This window comes from Streptomyces sp. NPDC021020 (genome assembly GCF_044333285.1).
Lineage (GTDB): Bacteria > Actinomycetota > Actinomycetes > Streptomycetales > Streptomycetaceae > Actinacidiphila.
On the sequence record NZ_JBIRQQ010000001.1, the window covers coordinates 533,746 to 553,379 of the forward strand.

Annotated in this window: 15 protein-coding genes; 14 read left to right on the plus strand and 1 reads right to left on the minus strand. The window is 74.3% G+C overall.

Annotated features, from left to right (window positions below):
- The first annotated feature begins 181 nt into the window (after positions 1-181).
- Together tatA and ACH4SL_RS02380 are read left to right on the plus strand one after the other, a co-directional pair.
- Positions 182-472, plus strand: coding sequence for a Sec-independent protein translocase subunit TatA (tatA, locus tag ACH4SL_RS02375; RefSeq protein ID WP_398441446.1), 291 nt, complete (start codon positions 182-184; stop codon positions 470-472).
- 183 nt (positions 473-655) lie between these two features.
- Positions 656-1,789: a PucR family transcriptional regulator gene (locus tag ACH4SL_RS02380; RefSeq protein WP_398441447.1), complete on the plus strand. Its 1,134-nt coding sequence runs from the start codon at positions 656-658 to the stop codon at positions 1,787-1,789.
- 21 nt (positions 1,790-1,810) lie between these two features.
- On the opposite strand, the gene ACH4SL_RS02385 is transcribed toward ACH4SL_RS02380, so the two are convergent.
- On the minus strand, positions 1,811-2,308 hold the full coding sequence (locus ACH4SL_RS02385) for a MarR family winged helix-turn-helix transcriptional regulator (protein WP_398441448.1): 498 nt from the start codon (positions 2,306-2,308) through the stop codon (positions 1,811-1,813).
- A 103-nt stretch (positions 2,309-2,411) separates the two neighbouring features.
- Here ACH4SL_RS02385 and ACH4SL_RS02390 point away from each other — a divergent pair, with 103 nt between their 5' ends.
- The 12 genes from ACH4SL_RS02390 (at position 2,412) to ACH4SL_RS02445 (ending at position 19,621) form a co-directional block, all read left to right on the plus strand.
- A complete protein-coding gene (locus ACH4SL_RS02390; protein ID WP_398441449.1) occupies positions 2,412-2,963 on the plus strand; it encodes a YceI family protein in 552 nt (183 codons plus the stop codon).
- 214 nt (positions 2,964-3,177) lie between these two features.
- On the plus strand, positions 3,178-3,990 hold the full coding sequence (locus tag ACH4SL_RS02395) for a hypothetical protein (protein WP_398441450.1): 813 nt from the start codon (positions 3,178-3,180) through the stop codon (positions 3,988-3,990).
- A gap of 19 nt (positions 3,991-4,009) precedes the next feature.
- The gene (locus ACH4SL_RS02400) at positions 4,010-6,058 is read left to right on the plus strand and encodes a flotillin family protein (protein ID WP_398441451.1); all 2,049 of its coding nucleotides are present in this window, start codon (positions 4,010-4,012) and stop codon (positions 6,056-6,058) included.
- 189 nt (positions 6,059-6,247) lie between these two features.
- Complete coding sequence (locus ACH4SL_RS02405; protein ID WP_398441452.1) at positions 6,248-11,446, plus strand: DNA repair ATPase; 5,199 nt, start codon at positions 6,248-6,250, stop codon at positions 11,444-11,446.
- Positions 11,447-11,984: 538 nt separating this feature from the next.
- Positions 11,985-13,229, plus strand: coding sequence for an ROK family protein (locus ACH4SL_RS02410; RefSeq protein WP_398441453.1), 1,245 nt, complete (start codon positions 11,985-11,987; stop codon positions 13,227-13,229).
- 62 nt (positions 13,230-13,291) lie between these two features.
- A complete protein-coding gene (locus tag ACH4SL_RS02415) occupies positions 13,292-13,417 on the plus strand; it encodes a hypothetical protein (protein WP_398441454.1) in 126 nt (41 codons plus the stop codon).
- Positions 13,418-13,573: 156 nt separating this feature from the next.
- Positions 13,574-14,911 carry an LLM class flavin-dependent oxidoreductase gene (locus ACH4SL_RS02420; RefSeq protein WP_398441456.1) on the plus strand — a complete coding sequence of 446 codons (1,338 nt, stop codon included), beginning with the start codon at positions 13,574-13,576 and terminating at the stop codon, positions 14,909-14,911.
- Positions 14,908-15,957 (plus strand): ABC transporter substrate-binding protein, encoded by a 1,050-nt coding sequence (locus ACH4SL_RS02425; RefSeq protein ID WP_398441457.1) that lies wholly within the window; start codon positions 14,908-14,910, stop codon positions 15,955-15,957. Before ACH4SL_RS02420 ends, ACH4SL_RS02425 begins: the two co-directional genes overlap by 4 nt.
- Positions 15,954-16,817, plus strand: coding sequence for an ABC transporter ATP-binding protein (locus ACH4SL_RS02430; RefSeq protein WP_398441458.1), 864 nt, complete (start codon positions 15,954-15,956; stop codon positions 16,815-16,817). Before ACH4SL_RS02425 ends, ACH4SL_RS02430 begins: the two co-directional genes overlap by 4 nt.
- Positions 16,810-17,664: an ABC transporter permease gene (locus ACH4SL_RS02435; RefSeq protein ID WP_398441459.1), complete on the plus strand. Its 855-nt coding sequence runs from the start codon at positions 16,810-16,812 to the stop codon at positions 17,662-17,664. The genes ACH4SL_RS02430 and ACH4SL_RS02435 overlap by 8 nt, the downstream gene beginning before the upstream one ends.
- 47 nt (positions 17,665-17,711) lie before the next feature.
- A complete protein-coding gene (locus tag ACH4SL_RS02440) occupies positions 17,712-18,659 on the plus strand; it encodes a TauD/TfdA dioxygenase family protein (protein ID WP_398441460.1) in 948 nt (315 codons plus the stop codon).
- A gap of 98 nt (positions 18,660-18,757) precedes the next feature.
- Positions 18,758-19,621: a hypothetical protein gene (locus ACH4SL_RS02445; RefSeq protein ID WP_398441461.1), complete on the plus strand. Its 864-nt coding sequence runs from the start codon at positions 18,758-18,760 to the stop codon at positions 19,619-19,621.
- Positions 19,622-19,634 lie beyond the last annotated feature (13 nt).

Consider the following 19,634-nt stretch of genomic DNA (forward strand, 5'->3'; position numbering starts at 1 on the left):
CCGTTCGGGGGGCGTGTCGCACATGTGCGGCCGAGGCGCCAGACCTGAGGGTCTTCCCGTTCACGCGCTTTTTGCGCATGCTTTGAGTACCCGGGTGCCGCTTGCGGCTGCTCTCGGGTGACAATGCGAGTCGAGGCGCCGACGTAAGAGGTAGTCGGACCCTGAGCGAAACGAGGATCCCATGTTGCGAAACGGGCTGGAGCCGTGGCACCTGATCGTGGTGGCGATCGTCGTCATCGTGCTGTTCGGGTCCAAGAAGCTTCCCGAGGCCGCGCGCGGTCTCGGCAAGTCGATGCGCATCCTGAAGTCCGAGGCCAAGGCCATGAAGTCGGACGACGGCGGCGCCGCCGCGAGCAGCGCGCCGACGTCCACGGCGACGCCGGCGCCCGAGGCCATCACCCCGAGTGACGTCGTGACCGCGCAGGAGGCCGCCCCGGCGGCGTCCCCGCAGGCGTCGACGACGGCGCAGTAGCACCGGGCAGCGCCCGAAGCAGCACCCGGAACCCCGGACGGCCGCGGCCGTCCGGGGTTCCGTGCTGTCCGGGGGCGGGAGCCGGTGGGCGCCCCGACGTTTCCGGGATCCGGCAGCGTTGGTAGGTTCTCCGTGTCCGGCTTACGGCAACCGGCGGTCATGGGGACGGGCAGGGGTGGGGACGTGGCGACGGGCACGGGCACGACGACGGGTGCCGGCGCGCCCACGCACGGGCACGGGCACGGCGTCCCCGCGGAATTCCTCGCCGGTTTCTCCGAGGCCCTGGCCGACGTCTCCCTCAGCTGCCGCACGCTGACCCGCGCCGAGCGCGAGAGCCGCCGGGTGCTCGGGGAGCAGGCCGCCGACGCCGGGATAGGGCTGCGCGAGCTGACCGCCGGGCATCTGGCCGCCGCCCGCCGGGCCTGGGCCACGCTGCCGGGCGTCACCGGCGCCCGCGACCCCGGGGACCTGCGCCGTACCGGAGCCGCGGTGCTGGCCGCGCTGGAGGCGGGCGTGCACGCGCTCGCCGAGGGCCACGCGCGGGCCCAGCGGCACGCGGTGCGCCGCGCCGAGGCCGAGCGGCGGGCCTTCGTCGACGACCTGCTGTACGGCCGCAGCGACCCCGGCCGGATCGCCGAGCAGGCCGAACGCTTCGGGCTGCGGCTCGCCGAGCGCCACACCGTGGTCGTGGCCGCGGCGCCGGGCGAGCCCTACGACGAGCGGCATCCGCTGCTGCGGCGCGTCGAACGCGAGCTGGCGGGCCGCTTCGGGGACCACGACGCGCTCGTCGTGCCCAAGGACGGGCGGCTGGTGTGCGTCGTGCCCACCGAGCAGCAGCCGGTGCTGGACGCCTTCGTGAAGCTCGCAGCCGCGGAGGAGGACGGCGGCCGGGTCGCCGTGAGCCGCGCCCACAGCGGCGCGGCGGGTGTCGTGCGCTCCTACGAGGAGGCGCTCAGCGCGCTGGACCTCGCGGAGCGCCTGGCCCTCGAACCGCGCGTCCTGCTGGCGGCCGACCTGCTGGTCTTCCCGGTCCTCATGCGGGACCGGGCCGCGATGTCCGACCTCGTGCAGTCCGTGCTCGGGCCGCTGCGGGACGCCCGCGGCGGGGCCGCGCCCCTGCTGGAGACCATCTCCGCGTACGCCGCCTCCGGCTACGTCAACGCGGAGGCGGCACGCCGCCTCGATCTCAGCGTGCGCGCCCTCGCCTACCGCCTGGAGCGCATCGCCGCCCTCACCGGCTTCGCCCCGGACGACCCCCTCCAGCGCTACACCCTGGAAACCGCGGCCCTCGGCGCCCGCCTGCTCGGCTGGACCTGACCGCTCGCGCGAGGGGGCGGGTCACTCGTCGCAGGGCGGCTCTTCCGCGCGGGCGGCCTCGCAGGCCGGCTGGAGCCCCGCCGTGATGGCCTGCCCGATCTGGCGGAGCGCAGCGAGTTGCTCGGGTGTCAGGACGTCGAAGAGGTGTTCGCGTACGGTCGTGACGTGCCCCGGCGCCGCTGCGGCGAGCGCCTCGTACCCGGCGGAGGTCAGCGCGCAGACCCAGCCGCGCCGGTCGCCGTCGGCGGGACGCCGCTCGACCCAGCCGTTGCGCTCCAGCGCGGCCACCGCGTGGGAGAGGCGGCTGCGGGAAGAGAGCGACGCGTCGGCGAGTTCACTCATGCGCAGGCGGCGGTGCGGCGCCTCCGAGAGGCGCACCAGGATCTCGTAGTACGCCATCGGCATACCCGCCTCCTGCCGCATCTGCCGGTCCAGATGCGCGGCGAGGGTGACGCTGGCGGACAGGTAGGCCCGCCAGATGTCCTGCTCGTCCGCGCTCAGCCATCGCACATCGTCCATAGGTCCACTATAAAGGTGGTTGAACTCTCAACACCAGCGAGTTATGGTTACTGAGGTTTCAATCACCACCTGCTCTGATGATCCGTCCCAAGGAGTTTCCGCCATGAGCACGCAGACCGAAGTGATCGACGGCTATGTCGCCGGGACGTGGACGATCGACACCGTGCACTCCGACGTGTCCTTCTACGTCCGGCACCTCGGTGTTTCGAAGGTCCGCGGCCACTTCGCGGCCTTCGAGGGCACCATCGTCACCGCCGAGGACCCGCTGGAGTCCAGCGTCAACGCGGTGATCAAGACCAACTCCATCTCGACCAACAACGAGACCCGTGACGCCCACGTGCGCGGCGCGGACTTCCTGGACGTCGAGGCGCACCCGGAGCTGACCTTCGCCTCCACCGGGATCCGCCCGCAGACCTCCGAGCTGTTCGAGGTCGACGGCGAGCTGACGCTGCACGGCGTGACCAAGCCCGTGACCCTCACCCTGGAGCTGAACGGCTTCGGCAAGGGCTTCGACGGCAACCCGGTGGCCGGCTTCTCCGCCGCGACCGAGATCAGCCGCGGTGAGTTCGGCGTGACGGGCGGCGCCGCGGGTGCCGCCGTCAGCGACAAGATCAAGATCGCGCTGGAGATCGAGGCGGGCCTCGCCCAGGCCTGAGCCCCGTCCGGCCCCGCACACCTCGGGCCCCGCACACGTCAGGCCGCTGTCCGCGTCTTCCCGCGGACGGCGGCCTTTCGCGTTCGGTTCCCGCACGTTCCGGACGTGATCGCCCGGTGAAGTCTGCCGGGAAGCGGAAATGCCCGGCCCCTGCCCGCCCTGCGACGATCTCCGCGGGGATCGGAAGCACCGCACGGGGGAGGCGGAGGGGGACATGGAAGAGTTCGCCGGCGTCGTCCTGGGGTTTCCGACCGTGGTGTTCACCGGCGCTCTGGTGGCCGTGGTGGCGTTCTGGGGGCTCGTGGTCGTCGGCGGCGCCGACGCGCACGGCCCCTGGCACCACCACGGCGCAGCCGGTGGGCACGGGGGAACGGGGGGTTACGGGGAGCACGGGGCCTTGGGGGAGGCCCACGGGGGGATCGGGGGGCACGGAGGTCATGGCGTCGGGGGGCGCCATGACCTCACCGACCACGGATCCGGCCACGGATCCGGCCACGGATCCGACCACGGGTCCGGGCACGGCGGCGGGGCCGGGCTGCTGGCCGCCGCGGGTCTGGGCGGTGTGCCCGTCACCGTCGTGCTGTCGCTGCTCGTCGCCCTCGCGTGGTTCCTGAGCCTGGCCGGCTCCGCCGCCGTCCGCTCCGCCGACATTCCGACCGCGCCCGTCCGCGCGCTGCTGTACGCAGCCGTGGCCGGCGCCGCGCTGGTCGGTTCGTGGTGCGCGACCTGGGTCCTGGTACGGCCGCTGCGCCGGCTCTTCCCCGACGTGCGGCCGCCCTCCCGCGCGGACTTCACCGGCCGGGTGTGCGTCGTCCGCACCGGCCGCGTCACCGCACACTTCGGGCAGGCCGAGGTCGCCGCGCCCGACGGCTCCACCGCCGTCGTCCAGGTGCGGCAGCACGGCGACGACACCTTCACCGCCGGCAGCACCGCGCTGCTCTACGACTACGACCCCGAAGGCGAGTTCTTCTGGGTCGCGCCTTTCGACGTGCCGGGTGGCGCGTCAACCGACCCGTCGACCGTCTGAGGAAACCGAAGGATCCACCATGGACGCCACTGCCATCGGGATCGGCGTGCTCGTCGCCGTTCTCGCGCTCATCGCCGTCGGAGTGCTCTTCACCATCAGCAAGCTCTTCCGCAAGGTCGAGCAGGGACGGGCGCTGATCATCTCCCGGACCCGGCAGGTGGACGTCACCTTCACCGGCGCCGTGGTCCTCCCGGTGCTGCACAACGCCGAGTTGATGGACATCTCGGTCAAGACCATCGAGATCCAGCGCACCGGCCGCGAGGGCCTGATCTGCCAGGACAACATCCGCGCGGACATCCACCTCACCTTCTTCGTCCGGGTCAACAAGACGAAGGAGGACGTCATCAAGGTCGCGCAGGCGATCGGCACCGAACGGGCCAGCCACCAGCAGACGTTGCAGGCGCTCTTCAGCGCCAAGTTCTCCGAGGCGCTCAAGACCGTCGGCAAGCAACTGGACTTCGTCGACCTCTACACCCACCGCGAGCACTTCCGCGACCAGATCATCCAGGTCATCGGTACCGACCTCAACGGCTACCACCTGGAGGACTGCGCGATCGACTACCTGGAGCAGACGCCCGTCACCCAGCTCGACCCCGCCAACATCCTGGACGCGCAGGGCATCCGGAAGATCACCGAGCTGACCGCGATCGAGCACGTCCGCACCAACGAGTACGAGCGCACCGAGCAGAAGGAGATCACCCGGCAGAACGTCGACGCCCGGGAGACCATCCTGGAGCTGGAACGGCGGCAGGCCGAGGCGGAGATCCGGCAGCGCCGCGAGGTCGAGACGCTGCGCGCGAAGGAGGAGGCCACCACCGCGAAGGTCGCCGAGGAGGAACGGCTGGGCGCGCAGGGCGCGTTCCTGCGCACCGAGGAGCAGCTCGGGGTGCAGCGGGAGAACCAGGCGCGGGAGATCGCGGTCGCGCAGAAGAACCGCGAGCGGGTCATCGCGGTGGAGAACGAGCGCATCGAGAAGGATCGCGTCCTGGAGGTCATCGCGCGCGAGCGGGAGACCGAACTCGCCCGTATCTCCAAGGAGAAGGAGGTCGAGGGCGAGCGCCGGGAGGTCGCCGACGTCGTGCGGGAGCGGATCGCCGTCGAGCGGACGGTCGCCGAGCAGGAGGAGTCCATCAAGGCCCTGCGGCTGGTGCAGGAGGCCGAGCGGGAGCGGCAGGCGCTCGTCATCACCGCGGAGGCGCAGGCGCAGGAGCAGCTCGTCAAGGACATCAAGGCGGCCGAGGCCGCCGAGCAGGCCGCGCAGCACAAGGCGCGCGAGGCGCTGACGATGGCGGAGGCCCGCAAGGCCGCGTCCGAGCTGGACGCCACCGCGAAGATCCGGCTCGCCGAGGGCCTGCGCGCCGAGGCCGCCGCGGCCGGGCTCGCCGAGGTCGAGGTGCAGGAGCGCAGCGCGGCCGCCATCAGCAAGATCGGCGCCGCCGAGGCGCAGGGCATCGCCGCGCGCCTGAAGGCCGAGGCGGAGGGCGCCAAGGCGAAGGCCCTCGCGGACGCGGACGGCGTCACCGCGCAGGCCGCCGCCGAGGCCGCGCTCATCGGCGGCCGCCTCAAGGCGGAGGCCGCGGGCCTCACCGAGAAGGCCGCGGCGATGGCCGCGCTGGACGAGGCCTCACGCGGCCACGAGGAATACCGGCTGCGGCTGGCCGCCGAGAAGGACGTCCGCCTCGCGGGCCTGGAGACGCAGCGGCAGATCGCCGAGGCGCAGGCCACGGTGCTGGCGACCGGCCTGGAGAAGGCCGACATCCAGATCGTCGGCGGCGACACCGTCTTCTTCGACCGCCTGCTGGGCGCGGTCTCCGCGGGCCGCAGCGTCGACAGCTTCGTCGCCAACTCCGAGACGGTACGCACCCTGGGCGCGGGCTGGCTCGACGACTCCGGCAGCTTCACGGACGACGCGACGAAGGTCCTCACCGCCCTCGCGGCGGGCAACGGCACGAACGTCGGCAACGGCAACGCGGCGACCGTGCTGGCGCACCTGCTCGCCCAACTCCAGGAGCCCAAGCTCCCGTTGACCAAGGCCACGGCCAACGGGACCGCGACGGCGACGAAGTAAGGCGGTCGGCGGACGATGAGCGGCGAGCAGCGGGGCGCCCTGGCGGGCGCGCCGGGGGATGCGGGTGCCCCGGCGGGCGGCGGTACGGCGGGCGCGCCCGGGGGGGCCGGTTCGGGCGTTGGGCGAACGGCGGGTGGTGCGTCCCGCCGTACGGGCGCCGCGCAGGCGTCCGGCACCGGTGGCGGTGGCGTGGGTACGGCGGGGGCGTCGGCCGCCGGGGGCGCCGGTGGGGATCGGCTGGACGCCGACGCCTACGAGGTGCTGCGGGGGCGGTTGGGGGCCGCAGCACGGGAGTTGGGGGCGCGGGCCGGGGCGCTGAACGCGGCGCGACAGGCGGTGTTCGGGGGCGGCGAGGTGCGGCTCGCGGGCAGCGAGCGGGTCGCGACGGAGCAGCCCGCGCTGCCCGCGGACATCGCCCCCGTCGCCGGGCGGCTGCTCTTCGCGTCGAACCCCGCGCAGGTCACGGACGTCGGCGACGTCCTGCGGCTGCGCGACGGCGACGCCCCCGTACCCGGCCTGCTCGACGACCCGCAGTTCGTCCGGGAATTCCGCGAGCTCCACCGCTACTACCGGCAGACCCGGCTGCTGCGGCTGCGCGCCGCGGAGGGGCGGCTGCTCGCCGTCTTCCGCACGGGCCCCTCCGCGGCCGACGTCAAGGCGCTCGCCTGGCGCGTCGACGAGGCGGCGGGCACCTGCGCGTACGAGGGCACCACCCGCGACACCCCCGCCTACGACGGCGGCGGCCACACCGTCGAGTGGACGCCCGCCGGACGCGAGACGCACGTGCCCGGCAGGCAGCCGCACCTCGCGATCGGCGGCGTCACCGTCGACCCCACCGGCGGCACCCTCACGATCCGCGTCGGCGACACGACGTACGAGGAGCCCGTCGAGGACGCGCTCCAGTCGCTCGCCGACGCCGAAGTCCACTTCGCCGACGCCGAACCGCTGGTGCTGCTGCGCATCCGCCCCTACCACGAGGAAGCCGCGCGGCACTTCGCCGTCAACACCCGCACCGAGCAGGTCGATCGCATCGACGCGCTCGGCCAGGCGTGCCTGCGGCTGCCCGAGGAGCAGGGCGTCGTCTTCCCCGGCGGCTACGCCCTCGCGACCGGCGGCACCCGCACGTTCGACCTCGAAACGGCGGGCGAGCGGCTGGAGTTCGAGCGGCTCGTGCGCTCCGCGAACGGCGAGGACGTGCTCTACGTCTTCCACGCCGAGGGCCGCAGGCTGCTGCTCCCGTACAACCTCGTCCGCAAGGAGGTCGCCGCCCCGCTCACCGCGCGCGGCTGGGCCCTGCACGACGACGGCACGCTCCTGACGCTGCGCCCCGCCGACGGCGACGAGCCCGCGCGCGTCCACACCCTCCAGCGCTGGTCCACGCCCTTCGTCAGCGACACCTGGGCCGCCTCCCGCCCCGCCGCGGACGGCCCGCTCGCCCGCATCGGCAACCCCGACCTCGTCCGCGCCGTCTCCGACGCGCTGTCGGTGGCCCGCGCCGCCCTGGAGACCGCCCCGGGCGCAGCGGTCTACGAGGCGCTGGCAGCATCCTGCGACCGCGTCCTGGACCGCCACCACTGGCTCGCCGACATCGACGTCGACACGGGCCAGGAGCGTACGGCTGCGCCGGGCGGTGGGGCTTGGGGCTCCGCGCCGGGGGGTGCTTTCGGCTCGGCGCCGGGCGTGGGCGGTGCTTCCGGCTCCGCGCCGGGCGCTGCTTTCGGCTCGGCGCCGGGCGGTGTTTCCGGCTCGGCGCCGGGTGCGGGTGGCGCTTCGGGCTCCGCGCCGGGGGCGGGCTCCCTCGCGGGGGGTGGCGCCGGTACGGCGGCGGGACCCGCGGTGGCGGACGGGGCTGCGCCCGGCACGGCGGGGGCGGCCGATTCCGGCTCGGCGCCGGGCGCAGGTGGTGCTTCCGGCTCTGCGCCGGGCGCTAGCTCCCTCGCGGGGGGCGGCGCCGGTACGGGCGCCGGTTCCGCGGTGGCGGGGGTGGTCGATTCCGCGGCGGGGGCGGACCCCGGGGCGGGCCGCGCCGGGGGGCGGGATCTCGCCGGGCCGCTGCTCGCCGTGCGGGACACCGCGCGGGCCGTGCTCGCCGAGTACGCGCGGGTGCGGGAGGCGACCGCGCGGGCCGCGGCGGCTGTCGAGGAGGTCGCCGCGTACGTCACCGGGCTCGTACGGCGGGTGCGGGGCGAGACGCGGGACGCCTCCGCCGCCGAGTGGGTCGAGAAGCTCGGCGAACTGCGCGCCGCACAGGGTCGGTTGGCGACCCTCCGCGAGACGCGGTACGCCGACCTCGCGCGCCTCGACGACCTCGCCGCGTCCCTGACCGACGACCTCGCCGACGCGGCGGCCCGCGCCGCCGAAAGCTTCGCCGACGAGCACGCCTTCGACGCCTTCCGCGACCGGGCCGCCGATCTCGCCACCCGCGCGGGCGAGTTGGCGACAGCGGCGGGCGGCGACGCGCTCACCGCCGAACTCGACGCGCTGGCCGCCGGGTTGGCGACCGTCACGGAGACCGCGGGCGGCCTGGAGATCTCCGACGCGACCGTCCGCACCCGCATCCTGGCCTCCGCCGCGGACGTCCTGGGCGCCGTCAACCGCGCCCGCGCCGTCCTCGACGCCCGCCGCCGCGATCTGCTCGGCGCGGAGAGCGCGGCCGAATTCGCCGCGGAGAGCGCGCTGCTGGCGCAGAGCGTGAGCGGCGCGCTCGCCGCCGCGGACACCCCCGAGGCGTGCGACCTGCACCTCGGGCGGCTGCTCGTGCAGGTCGAGAGCCTGACGACGCGTTTCGCCGCGGAACCCGAGCGCATCGCCGCGCTCGCCGAGCGCCGGGACGAGATCCAGCAGACCCTCACCGCCCGCAGGCAGGCGCTCGCCGACGAGCGGGCCCAGCGCGCGGCCCGGCTCGCCGCGTCGGCGGACCGCATCCTCGACACGATCCGCCGCCGCGCGGCCACGCTGGCCTCCGCGGACGAGGTCAACACGCTCTTCGCGGCGGACCCGCTGGCCGCCGAGCACCGCCGTATCGGCGAGGAGTTGCGGGCCCTGGGCGACCCGGCGAAGGCGGCCGAGCTGGCGGACTCCCTCGCCGCCGCCCGCCAGGACACCGCCCGCACCCTGCGCGACCGCACCGACCTCTACGAGGACGGCGGCGCCACCATCCGGCTGGGCCGCCACCGCTTCGCCGTCAACACCCAGCCCCTCGACCTCGCCCTCGTCCCGCACGCCGACGCCCTCGCCTTCACGGTCACCGGCACCGACTACCTCTCCCCGGTCACCGACCCCGCCTTCACCGAGACCCGCCGCTTCTGGCACCGCCCCCTCGTCTCCGAGACCCCCACCCTCTACCGCGCGGAATACCTGGCGGCGAGCCTGCTCCTGCGCGCCTTGCCCGGCGCCGGGGGTGCCGCCCGTGCGGGCGGTGCCGTTGCCGGTGCTGCCGCCGGGCTGGGGCTTGGTGCGGGTGGCACCGCGCTGGGTGCCGGTTCGCCGGGCGGGTCGGGTGCCGTGGCCGGGTTCGGCGGCGCTGCCGCGGGCGCCTCGGGCGACGTCGAGGCGCTCGTGCGGGACGCCGTTGCCGCGCGGGTCGACGAGGGGTATCAGCGCGGGGTGCACGATCATGACGCCGCGCTGTTGCTGGCCGCGCTCGGCGAACTCGCTTCCGGTGCCGGGCTGCTGCGGTATCCGCCGGGGGTGCGGGCCGACGCGCGGCTGTACTGGGAGTACGGGACCACTCCCGCGTCGCGGGCCGCGTGGACGACGCGGGCGCGTTCGCTCACCCGGGCCGCGGCCTTCGGGGCCGGTGCGGTCGGGACGGACGCGCTCGACGCGCTCGGCTCCGAACTGGGAGGCGCCGCCGGGGAGTTCCTCGGGTCCGCCGGGCTTCCGGCCGGGGACGCCGACCTCCTCGGCGAGTACCTCGTCGCCGAACTCGCCGCCGAGCAGCCCGGCTTCGTCGCCGGGGCCGCCGCGGGCGAGATCTCCCGGCGCTTCGCGGACGCGCTCGGGGGGACGGACGCCGTCCCGTACAAGGACGTGCTCGGCGATCTCGACGCGCTCGGCGGCGACCTCGCCGCCCGCCGCCAGCTCGCCCTCGGCTGGCTCGCCCCCTTCGCCGGGCCGCACGGCGACCACCTCGAAGCCGCGGCCGCGCTCCTGTGCCCCGGCGACAGCTACCCGGCGGGCGGCCCCGTCGAGACCACCGTCGAGGGCCTGCTCGGCTCCCATCCGCGCATCCAGCAGGGCACGTTGACCCTCCGCCTCGACGAACTCCTCACCCGCGTCCGCCGCTTCGAGGCCGACGACGTCCCTGCCTACCGCACCTACCAGCGGCACCGCACCGCCGTCGTCACCGCCGAGCGCGAGCGGCTCGGACTCGCCGCGTACCGGCCGCGGCCGCTCACCGGCTTCGTCCGCAACCGGCTCATCGACGAGGTCTACCTCCCGCTCGTCGGCGACAGCCTCGCCAAGCAGTTCGGCTCCGCGGGCGGCCTGCTCATGCTGCTGTCGCCGCCCGGCTACGGGAAGACGACCCTCGTCGAATACGTCGCCGCCCGCCTCGGGCTCGCGCTCGTCACCGTCTCGGGCCCGGCCCTCGGCACCGGCGTGACCTCCCTCGACCCCGAGCGCGCACCCGACGCGACCGCCCGCCGCGAGGTCGAGAAGCTCGTCTTCGCGCTCTCGCTCGGCACGAACGTGCTGCTGCACCTCGACGACATCCAGCACACCTCGGCCGAACTCCTCCAGAAGTTCATCCCGTTGTGCGACGCGACGCGGCGGATCGAGGGACCCGGCGGCACGTTCGAGCTGCGCGGCAAGCGGTTCGCCGTCTGCATGTCCGGCAACCCGTACACCGAATCCGGCACGCTCTTCCGGGTGCCCGACATGCTCGCCAACCGGGCGGACGTCTGGAACCTCGGGGACGTGCTCGGCGGCCGGGAGGACGTCTTCGCGCTGAGCTACGTCGAGAACGCGCTCACCGCGAATGCGGTCCTTGCCCCGCTGGCCGGGCGCGACCGCGGGGACCTCGCGGTGCTGCTGCGGCTCGCCGCGGACGACCCGACCGCGCGGGCGGACGCGCTGGCGCATCCGTACCAGCCGGACGAACTCGACGCCGTGGTAGCCGTGTTGCGGCAGGCGCTGCGGGTGCGGGACGTACTGCTTGCGGTCAACGCGGAATATATCGGGGCGGTGGCGGGGGAGTCGGAGGGCGAGCCCTTCCAACTCCAGGGGTCCTACCGGGACATGAACCGCCTCACGGCGCGGCTGCATCCGTCGCTGACGTTCGCCGACGTCGACGCGCTGATCACCGACCACTACCGGGCCGAGGCCCACGCACTCGCCTCCGGCGCGGGGGCGGCGCTTCGTCGCCTTGCGGCGTTGCGGGGCTGAGGCTTCCGCTCCGGGGCGGTGGGTTGCGGTTCGTTGCGCGACCTTCCCTAGGCGGGGGCTGGTCGCGCAGTTCCTCGCGCCCCTGGTGTACCCGGCGGGGCATCGCGCCCTTTCCCGGGGGGTGGGGTCGGGTGCCGGCACGGGGCACCTCCTCGGAATGCGCGTGTGACCTCATGCCGTAGGTGGCGGGTCTTGCGTGCGCATTCCTGCGGGGGCACCCCGCACCGTCCCCCTCCCGGGAGCGTTGGCGGCTGCCTGCCGGTGGGGGTGGGTGTGTGAGGGACTGCGGTTCGCCCCCGACGGCGAATGCGCCCCACAGGGAGACCGCAACTCCTGCTCCTACCCGCACGGGTGGTGGGGGTGGGAAACACCCGCGCCGCAGGCGCGGGCACCCCCGCGGCGGGAAGGTCGTGCAAAGCAGCCCCGGGGGCACCCCGGAGCGTCACGCACCCGCCCCGCCGGAGGCGTTCGCAGGATCGCCATACGGCCGCAACACGCGTTCGTTGACCGCCCGTCAGGGCCCTGCGAGCATCGGGGCATGCCTCTGCCACCTTCGCCCCGGCTGAGCGGTCCGCCGCTGGTGGCGTCGCCGGTGGCCGGGGAAGGGGAGGGCGGCGGGGCGGGTGCCGTGCTGAGGGCGGTCGTGCGGTACGGGCCGCTGGGGCGGACCGCGCTGGCCGGGCGGACGGGGCTGAGCCCCGCCGCGGTGTCGCGGCACACCGCGGCCCTCGCCGGGCTGGGGCTGCTGCGGGAGCTGCCGCCGCCCGCGGGCCCGCCGCGGGCGGGAAGGCCGCAGTTGCTGGTCGACATCGACACGACGCGGCATGTCGCGCTCGGCGTGCACATCGGCGTGCCGTGGGTGACGTTCGCGCTGGTGGACCTGCGCGGCCGGGTGGTCGCGGAGCGCCGCCACGTACGCCAGGGCGACGCCCCCGAGGTGCTGGCGGGGATCCGGCGCCGGCTGCCGGGGTTCCTGGCGGCGCACGCGCGGGGGCGTTCGCCGCTGGGGCTCGGCGTGGTGACCGGCGGCTGGGTGGATGCGGAGAGCGGCACCGTCGTCGAGCACGCCCCGCTGGGCTGGCGGGACGTGCCGGTGCGCCGGGCGCTGAGCGGAGCGGCGGGGGGCGGCGTGCGGCTGCCGGTCCATCTCGAAGGGCACGCACGGGCGTTGGCCCGTGCGGAGCTGCTGTTCGGCGCGGGCCGCGGGCATTCGGAGATCGTCCACCTCTTCGTCGGCAACGTCGTGGACGCCGCGATCACCGCGGGCGGCACGATGCTGCGCGGGCCGCGTTCGGGCGCCGGGGACGTCGCGCACCTGCCGGTGCCGGGCGGTGTCGCGCGCTGCTCCTGCGGGCGGCACGGCTGCTTCCAGGCGGCGGTCTCCGAGCGTGTGCTGGCCCGGCAGGCGCACGCGGACGGGCTGATCGCGGCTCCCGACTTCACGCTGCTGCTGGACCGCGCGGAGACGGGGGACGCCACCGCGCTGCGGCTGCTGCGCGAGCGCCTGCGGGCGGTGGCGCACGGCGTCGCGCTGCTGCTGGACGTCATCAACCCGTCCGTGCTGGTGCTCACCGAGGCCGCGGTGATCCGGCTGCCGGAGCTGCTGGCCGATGTGCACCGGGAGGTCGCGGTGCGCTCGCATCTGGCGCGGGACGCGGCGCAGGTGGTGGTGCCGACGAGTTTCGGCCGGGACGTGCTGGGTGTGGCCGCGGGTGCGGCGGTGCTGGACGCGGTGTACCGGGGGCCGATGGCGCTGCGGACGGTGCGGCGGGGGCCGCGGTGAGGATTCCTTCCACCGCGTCGGAAATCATTGCCGCGGTTGCGGGGGGCCCGGAGAATCGGGGTATGGACGAGCGGAGCACGGCGACGGTGGCGGCGATGTCCGCCGCCGCGGGGCGCGAGGCGGTCAACGCCTTCCGGCTCCACCACTTCGCGGGCCTCGGGTGTCGCCCGGGCCGCGCGTCCGCCTGACGCTCCCGTCCCGCAGGGCCTGCCCGGCGGTCTGCCGCCCCCTGACGTGGGCGTACGCGTACCCGCCGCCCCTCGCGCGGCTCTCCCTTCCCGCCCCGGCCGGTTCCGTGGGCGTGCGCACCCCCCTCATCGAGACAACTCCCCGGGAGTCGACACGTGCTGCACCTGAACCTGTTCCTGATGGGCGTGGGCCACCACGAGGCCGCCTGGCGGCACCCGGCCACCGACCCGGCCCGGCTGGCCGACATCGGCCACTTCCAGGGCCTGGCCCGGGAGGCGGAGGCGGCCGGCTTCGACTCGGTGTTCCTGGCCGACGGGGTGGAGGCGCGGCCGGACACGGCGCACAGCCTGGCGAGCCACTTCGAACCGTTCACACTGCTGGCGGCGCTCGCGACCGTGACGAGCCGGATCGGCCTGATCGGCACGGTGTCCACGGGGTTCACCGAACCGTACAACCTGGCACGCCAGTTCGCCTCGCTCGACCACATCTCGCGCGGCAGGGCGGGCTGGAACATCGTGACGTCGGCGGGCGACCTCGCGGCCCGGAACTTCAACCGCGACGCCAACCAGGAGCACGCGGTGCGCTACGAGCGCGCCGACGAGTTCCTGGAGGTCGTGACCGCGCTGTGGGACAGCTGGGACGACGACGCGCTGCTGCTGGACCGGGCGTCGGGCACGTTCGCGGACCCGGACCGGGTGCGCACGATCGACCACGCGGGCAGGCACTTCCGGGTGCGGGGCCCGCTGAACATCCCGCGCCCGCCGCAGGGGCACCCGCTGCTGGTGCAGGCCGGGTCCTCGCAGGACGGGCGGGGCTTCGCGGCGCGCTGGGCGGAGGCGGTGTTCACCGCCCAGCAGACCCTGGAGGAGGGGCAGGAGTTCTCCGCCGACCTCAAGCGGCGGGCGGCGGCGCTCGGGCGCGACCCGCGGCATGTGGTGATCCTGCCGGGCATCGTCCCCGTCATCGGCTCGACGGACCGCGAGGCCCGCGCCCTGGACCGGGAGCTGGACGAGCTGATCGTGCCGCACCGGGCGGTGAGCGTGCTCGGGGACGTCCTCGGCGTGGACCTGAGCGCGCACCCGCTGGACGAACCGCTGCCGCCGTTGCCGCCGGTGACCGCGATCAACGGCGCGAAGAGCCGCTTCGAGCTGATCCGCGACCTGGCCGAGCGCGAACGCCTCACCCTGCGGCAGCTCGTGGGGCGGCTCGGCGGCGGGCGCGGCCACCAGGTCGTCGTCGGCACGCCCGAGCGCATCGCCGACCACATCGAGACCTGGTACGTACGCGGCGCGGCCGACGGCTTCAACGTCATGCCGCCCCTGCTGCCGTCGGGCCTGACCGCCTTCACCGAGCACGTGGTGCCGATCCTGCGCTCCCGCGGGCTCTTCCGGTCGGCGTACGAGGGCAGCACACTGCGCGAGCACTACGGCCTCGCGCGGCCCGCGAACCGGTACGCGCGGGACACCGACCCGGTGGCGGGGGTGGCGGGTTGAGCCCCGGGACCGGGCCCGGCGGCGCCCTGCCGCGGCGGCTGTTCGCGCGCTCGCTGGCGGGGCTCGGCGCCGCCGCGGGGCTCGCGGCGACCGCGGCGTGCGCGGGCCCGGCCCGCGCGGCGGGTGGTGGCGGCGGGAAGGTGATCCGCTACCAGGGCAGCGTCGGCACCGTTCTACCGCTCGAACTGGCCGCGGCGCTGGGCTACCTGGGCGACGTCAGACTGGACTGGATCGGCAACAGCATCAGCGGCCCGCAGGACATCCAGGCCACGGTGACCGGCGACACCGACATCGGCGGCGCCTTCAACGGCGCGATCATCCGGCTGATCGCCGCGGGCGCCCCGATCACCTCGCTCTACGGCTACTACGGCATCGACTCCCGTATCTGGAGCGGCTTCTACGTCCGCGAGGACAGCCCGATCCGCTCGGTCAAGCAGCTCGCGGGCCGCACCATCGGCGCCAACACCATCGGCGGCCAGACCGAGGACGTCCTCAAGCTGCGGCTGCGGCAGGCCGGACTGCCCGACGACGCCGCCCAGTTGGTCGTGGTGCCGCCGGTCAGTGCGGAGGCCTCGCTGCGGTCCGGCCAGCTGGACGTGGCGGTGCTCGGCGGGACGCTGCGCGACCTCGCGCTGTCCCGTGGCGGCATCCGCCCGGTCTTCACCGACTACCAGGTGCTCGGCACCTTCACGTGCGGCTGCGACGTGATGCGCGACAAGTTCGTACGCGACCACCCCGACACGGTGCGCACCGTCGTCGCGGGCACCGCGCGGGCCGTCGCGTGGAGCCAGACCCAGCCGCGCGAGCGGGTGATCGCCGAGTTCGCCCGGATCATCGCCGCCCGCGGGCGCCAGGAGGACACCTCGCAGCTGAGGTTCTGGCTCGGCTACGGCATCGCCGAGCGCGGCGCGGTCATCGCGGAGCGGGAGTTCACGGTCTGGCGGGACCGGCTTGTCGACGAGGGCATCGTCGGCCGCCACGAGGCGCCCGTCGCCCAGCTGTACACCAACCGGTTCAATCCGTACGCCTCCCGAGGAGTGACGTGAGCAGCGGCATCGTCTTCGAGCAGGTATCCAAGAGCTTCCCCGTCCGGGAGGAGCGCGGCGCACGCAACGGCCGTACGCGCAAAGGTGGTTCGGCCGACTTCGCGGCGGTGCGGGACGTGTCGCTGGAGATCGCGGCCGGCGAGTTCCTCGCCGTCGTCGGCCCCAGCGGATGCGGCAAGTCCACCCTTCTCGACCTGCTCGGCGGCCTCGCCGAACCGACCTCGGGGCGCGTGCTGGTGGACGGGAAACCCGTACGCGGCCCGGGACTCGACCGCGGGGTGGTCTTCCAGCAGTACGCCCTGCTGCCGTGGCGCACCGCGCAGGCCAACGTCGAGTTCGGCCTCGAAGCCAAGCGGGTGCCGCGCCGGGAGCGGCGCGAGCGGGCCCGCGAGTACCTGTCGCTGGTCGGTCTCGACGGCTTCGCCGACCGCTACCCGCACGAGCTGTCCGGCGGGATGAAGCAGCGCGTCGCCATCGCCCGCAGCCTCGCCTTCGACCCCGGGGTGCTGCTGATGGACGAGCCCTTCGCCGCGCTCGACGCGCAGACCCGCGAGTCGCTCCAGGAGGAACTGCTGCGGATCTGGCAGCGCACCGGCAAGACGGTGGTCTTCATCACCCACGGCATCGACGAGGCCGTCTACCTCGGTGAGCGCGTCGCCGTCCTCACCGCCCGCCCCGGCAGGGTCAAGGAGATCGTCACCGTCGACCTGCCCGGCCGCGGCGACGCCGACGGCGACGTGCGCTCCAGCCCCGAATTCGCCCACCACCGGCACGAGATCTGGTCCCTGCTGCGCGACGAGTCGGCCGCCCGCCCCGGCGCCCCGGCTGCGCGCACCGAGAGCGAGGCCGTCCATGTCTGACCTCGCGCACGCCCCCGCGCGGGCCGTCCCCCGCGGCACCCCGGCCGCCACCTCCGGCCGCACCCGCGCGGCCGTCCGCACCACCGGCCGGCTGCTGCTCGCGGTGCTGCGCCGTACGGTCGCGGTCGCGGCCTTCCTCGGCGGCTGGGAGGTGCTGCCGCGCACCGGCGCGGTCGACAGCGTCTTCCTGCCGCCCTTCTCGAAGGTCGCGCACGCCTGGTGGCAGCTGCTCGTCAGCGGCGACCTGTGGACCAACCTCGAAGCGAGCCTGGTGCGTTCGCTGGCCGGGCTGGCACTCGCGGTGCTGGTCGCGATCCCGCTCGGCGTGCTCATCGGCTGGTACCCGCTGCTCGCCGAACTCCTCAACCCGCTGCTCGAACTGCTGCGCAACACCGCCGCGTTGGCGCTGCTGCCGGTGTTCGTGCTGCTGCTCGGCCTCGGCGAGAGCTCCAAGATCTCGCTGGTGATGTTCGCCTGCACCTGGCCGATCCTGCTCAACACCATCGCCGGGGTGCGGACGGTGGACCCGCTGCTGATCAAGTCCGCCCGCTCGCTGGGCTTCCGGCCCTTCCAGCTCTTCCGGAAGGTCGTGCTGCCCGCCGCCCTGCCCACCGTCTTCACCGGCATCCGGCTGGCCGGCGCCGCGTCGATCCTGGTGCTCGTCGCGGCCGAGATGACCGGTGCGAAGGCGGGCCTCGGCTACCTCATCAACGCCGACCAGTACAACTTCGAGATCCCGCAGATGTACGCGGGCATCCTCACGATCTCCCTGCTCGGACTGGTGGTCAACCAGGTCCTCGTCGCCCTGGAGAACCGCTTCTCGCGCTGGCGCAGGCCGCCGGTCTGACGCCGCCGCGCTTCCCTGTCCCGCAACTCGACCACAGGAGACAGCACATGACCGTCACCACCGCGACACAGCTGGCGATCACCAAGGTCGCAGGCAACATCGGCGCGCAGATCGACGGCGTCGACCTCGCGTCCGACCTCGACGAGGGCACGGTCGCCGCGATCCGCGCGGCCGTCCTCGCGCACAAGGTGGTCTTCTTCCGCGGCCAGGACCTGGACGCCGCCTCCCAGGAGGCGTTCGCCCGCCGCTTCGGCTCGCCCACCGCCGCGCACCCCACCGTCCCCTCCCTCGACGGCAGTCCGGCCGTCCTCGACCTCGACTACTCGCGCGGCAGCGGCCGGGCCAACAACTGGCACACCGACGTCACCTTCGTCCAGCACCCGCCGCTCGGCTCGATCCTGCGCGCGGTCACCATCCCGCCCTACGGCGGCGACACCGTGTGGGCCAACACCGTCCGGGCCCGCGACACCCTGCCCGCCGAACTGCGCGAGCTGGCCGACCGGTTGTGGGCGGTCCACTCCAACGCGTACGACTACGTCGCCGACGCGCGGCACGGCGACGAGTCGGACGAGGCACGCAAGCGGCGGGAGGTCTTCACCTCCACGGAGTACGTCACCGAGCACCCGGTCGTGCGCGTGCACCCCGAGACCGGCGAGAAGGCGCTCGTCCTCGGCGGCTTCGTCCGCCGCTTCGTCGGCTGGACGGGCGCGGACTCGCGCGACGTGCTGCGCGTGCTCCAGGCGCACGTCACCGAGCTGGAGAACACCGTGCGGTGGCGCTGGGCGCCGGGGGACGTGGCCTTCTGGGACAACCGGGCGACCCAGCACTACGCCGTCGCGGACTACGGGGACCAGGCGCGGCGGGTGCAGCGCATCACCCTCGTCGGGGACGTCCCGGTCTCCGTGACCGGCGCCCCCAGCCGCGCCGTCACGGGCGACGACACCGCCTACAACTCCGCTCTGACCCTCCCGTCGGACCCGCACCTGCCCGCGTAGCTCCCCTGACGGGGCGTCCCCCGGCGTGACGTGAAGCGTTCATGCGGGGGGCGCCCCGCGTGAACCCCCCGCTCGCCGGGGGGCGGCACCGTGCGGGCATGGCCACTTCCTCCCACGCCCGCCGCAGGCGCCTGCTCGTGACGTTGCTCGCCCTCAGCGGCGCAGCCGTATGCGTGCCCGCCGCCCCGGCGAGCGCCGCGTCGAACGCGAAGCCGACCTACGAGGTCAAGATCGACCTCACCGCGTCCGCCCTGGACGCCTCGCACGCCCCGACCTCGGCGGTGAAGTCCGCTTTCGGGATCTCCGGTTCGTCCAAGGCCCGCTCGTACGAGTATTTCGACACCTCGGGGTTGGCCCTGAACGCCGAGGGCTGGGACGTACGGCTGCGCCACAAGTCCGGCAAGGACTTCGAGGAGTCGTACAAGAAGCGCTTCCCGGTGACCGGCGGCGACATCGACGCGGCTCTCGACACCGCGAACGCCGCCGGGTTCGACAGCAGCGACGACAACTACGACGCCGAGGTCGACTGGGGCTACGCAAAGCAGACGCTGAGCTTCAGCGACGAGAAGAGCCACAGCGGCAGCGGCTATTCGGGGACGTCGATGCCCGCCGCGGGCACGGGCCTGTCGTGGCTGGTGAACGAGATCCCCGGCAAGCTGGAGGACTGGAAGTCCTCGAACTGGGGCAAGAACACGCTCCAGGCGTCGGCCGTGCACGGCCCGGTCACCTCGCAGGTGTGGGAGGGCTCCTGGGAGTCCTCGGACGACGCGAGCATCGAGGTGCTGCCGGTGCGGAACGCCGCGGGCACGGGCACGGAGTACATCGTCGAGGTCTCCTTCAAGGTCGACGACTACGACGACGCCGCGCAGTTGCACGCGGACGCCATCTCCGTGGCCGACGCGCACGGCTGGCTCTACCACGGCGACATCCTCAAGACGCAGACGATCCTCGACCGTTACTGAGGCAGGTGGAGGC

Coding starts and splice junctions, on each gene's coding strand:
- ACH4SL_RS02440 (WP_398441460.1), top strand. CDS start 17,712: ATGACCGTCACCACCGCGACACAGCTGGCGATCACCAAGGTCGCAGGC.
- ACH4SL_RS02435 (WP_398441459.1), top strand. CDS start 16,810: ATGTCTGACCTCGCGCACGCCCCCGCGCGGGCCGTCCCCCGCGGCACC.
- tatA (WP_398441446.1), top strand. CDS start 182: ATGTTGCGAAACGGGCTGGAGCCGTGGCACCTGATCGTGGTGGCGATC.
- ACH4SL_RS02390 (WP_398441449.1), top strand. CDS start 2,412: ATGAGCACGCAGACCGAAGTGATCGACGGCTATGTCGCCGGGACGTGG.
- ACH4SL_RS02445 (WP_398441461.1), top strand. CDS start 18,758: ATGGCCACTTCCTCCCACGCCCGCCGCAGGCGCCTGCTCGTGACGTTG.
- ACH4SL_RS02400 (WP_398441451.1), top strand. CDS start 4,010: ATGGACGCCACTGCCATCGGGATCGGCGTGCTCGTCGCCGTTCTCGCG.
- ACH4SL_RS02395 (WP_398441450.1), top strand. CDS start 3,178: ATGGAAGAGTTCGCCGGCGTCGTCCTGGGGTTTCCGACCGTGGTGTTC.
- ACH4SL_RS02385 (WP_398441448.1), bottom strand. CDS start 2,308: ATGGACGATGTGCGATGGCTGAGCGCGGACGAGCAGGACATCTGGCGG.
- ACH4SL_RS02415 (WP_398441454.1), top strand. CDS start 13,292: ATGGACGAGCGGAGCACGGCGACGGTGGCGGCGATGTCCGCCGCCGCG.
- ACH4SL_RS02410 (WP_398441453.1), top strand. CDS start 11,985: ATGCCTCTGCCACCTTCGCCCCGGCTGAGCGGTCCGCCGCTGGTGGCG.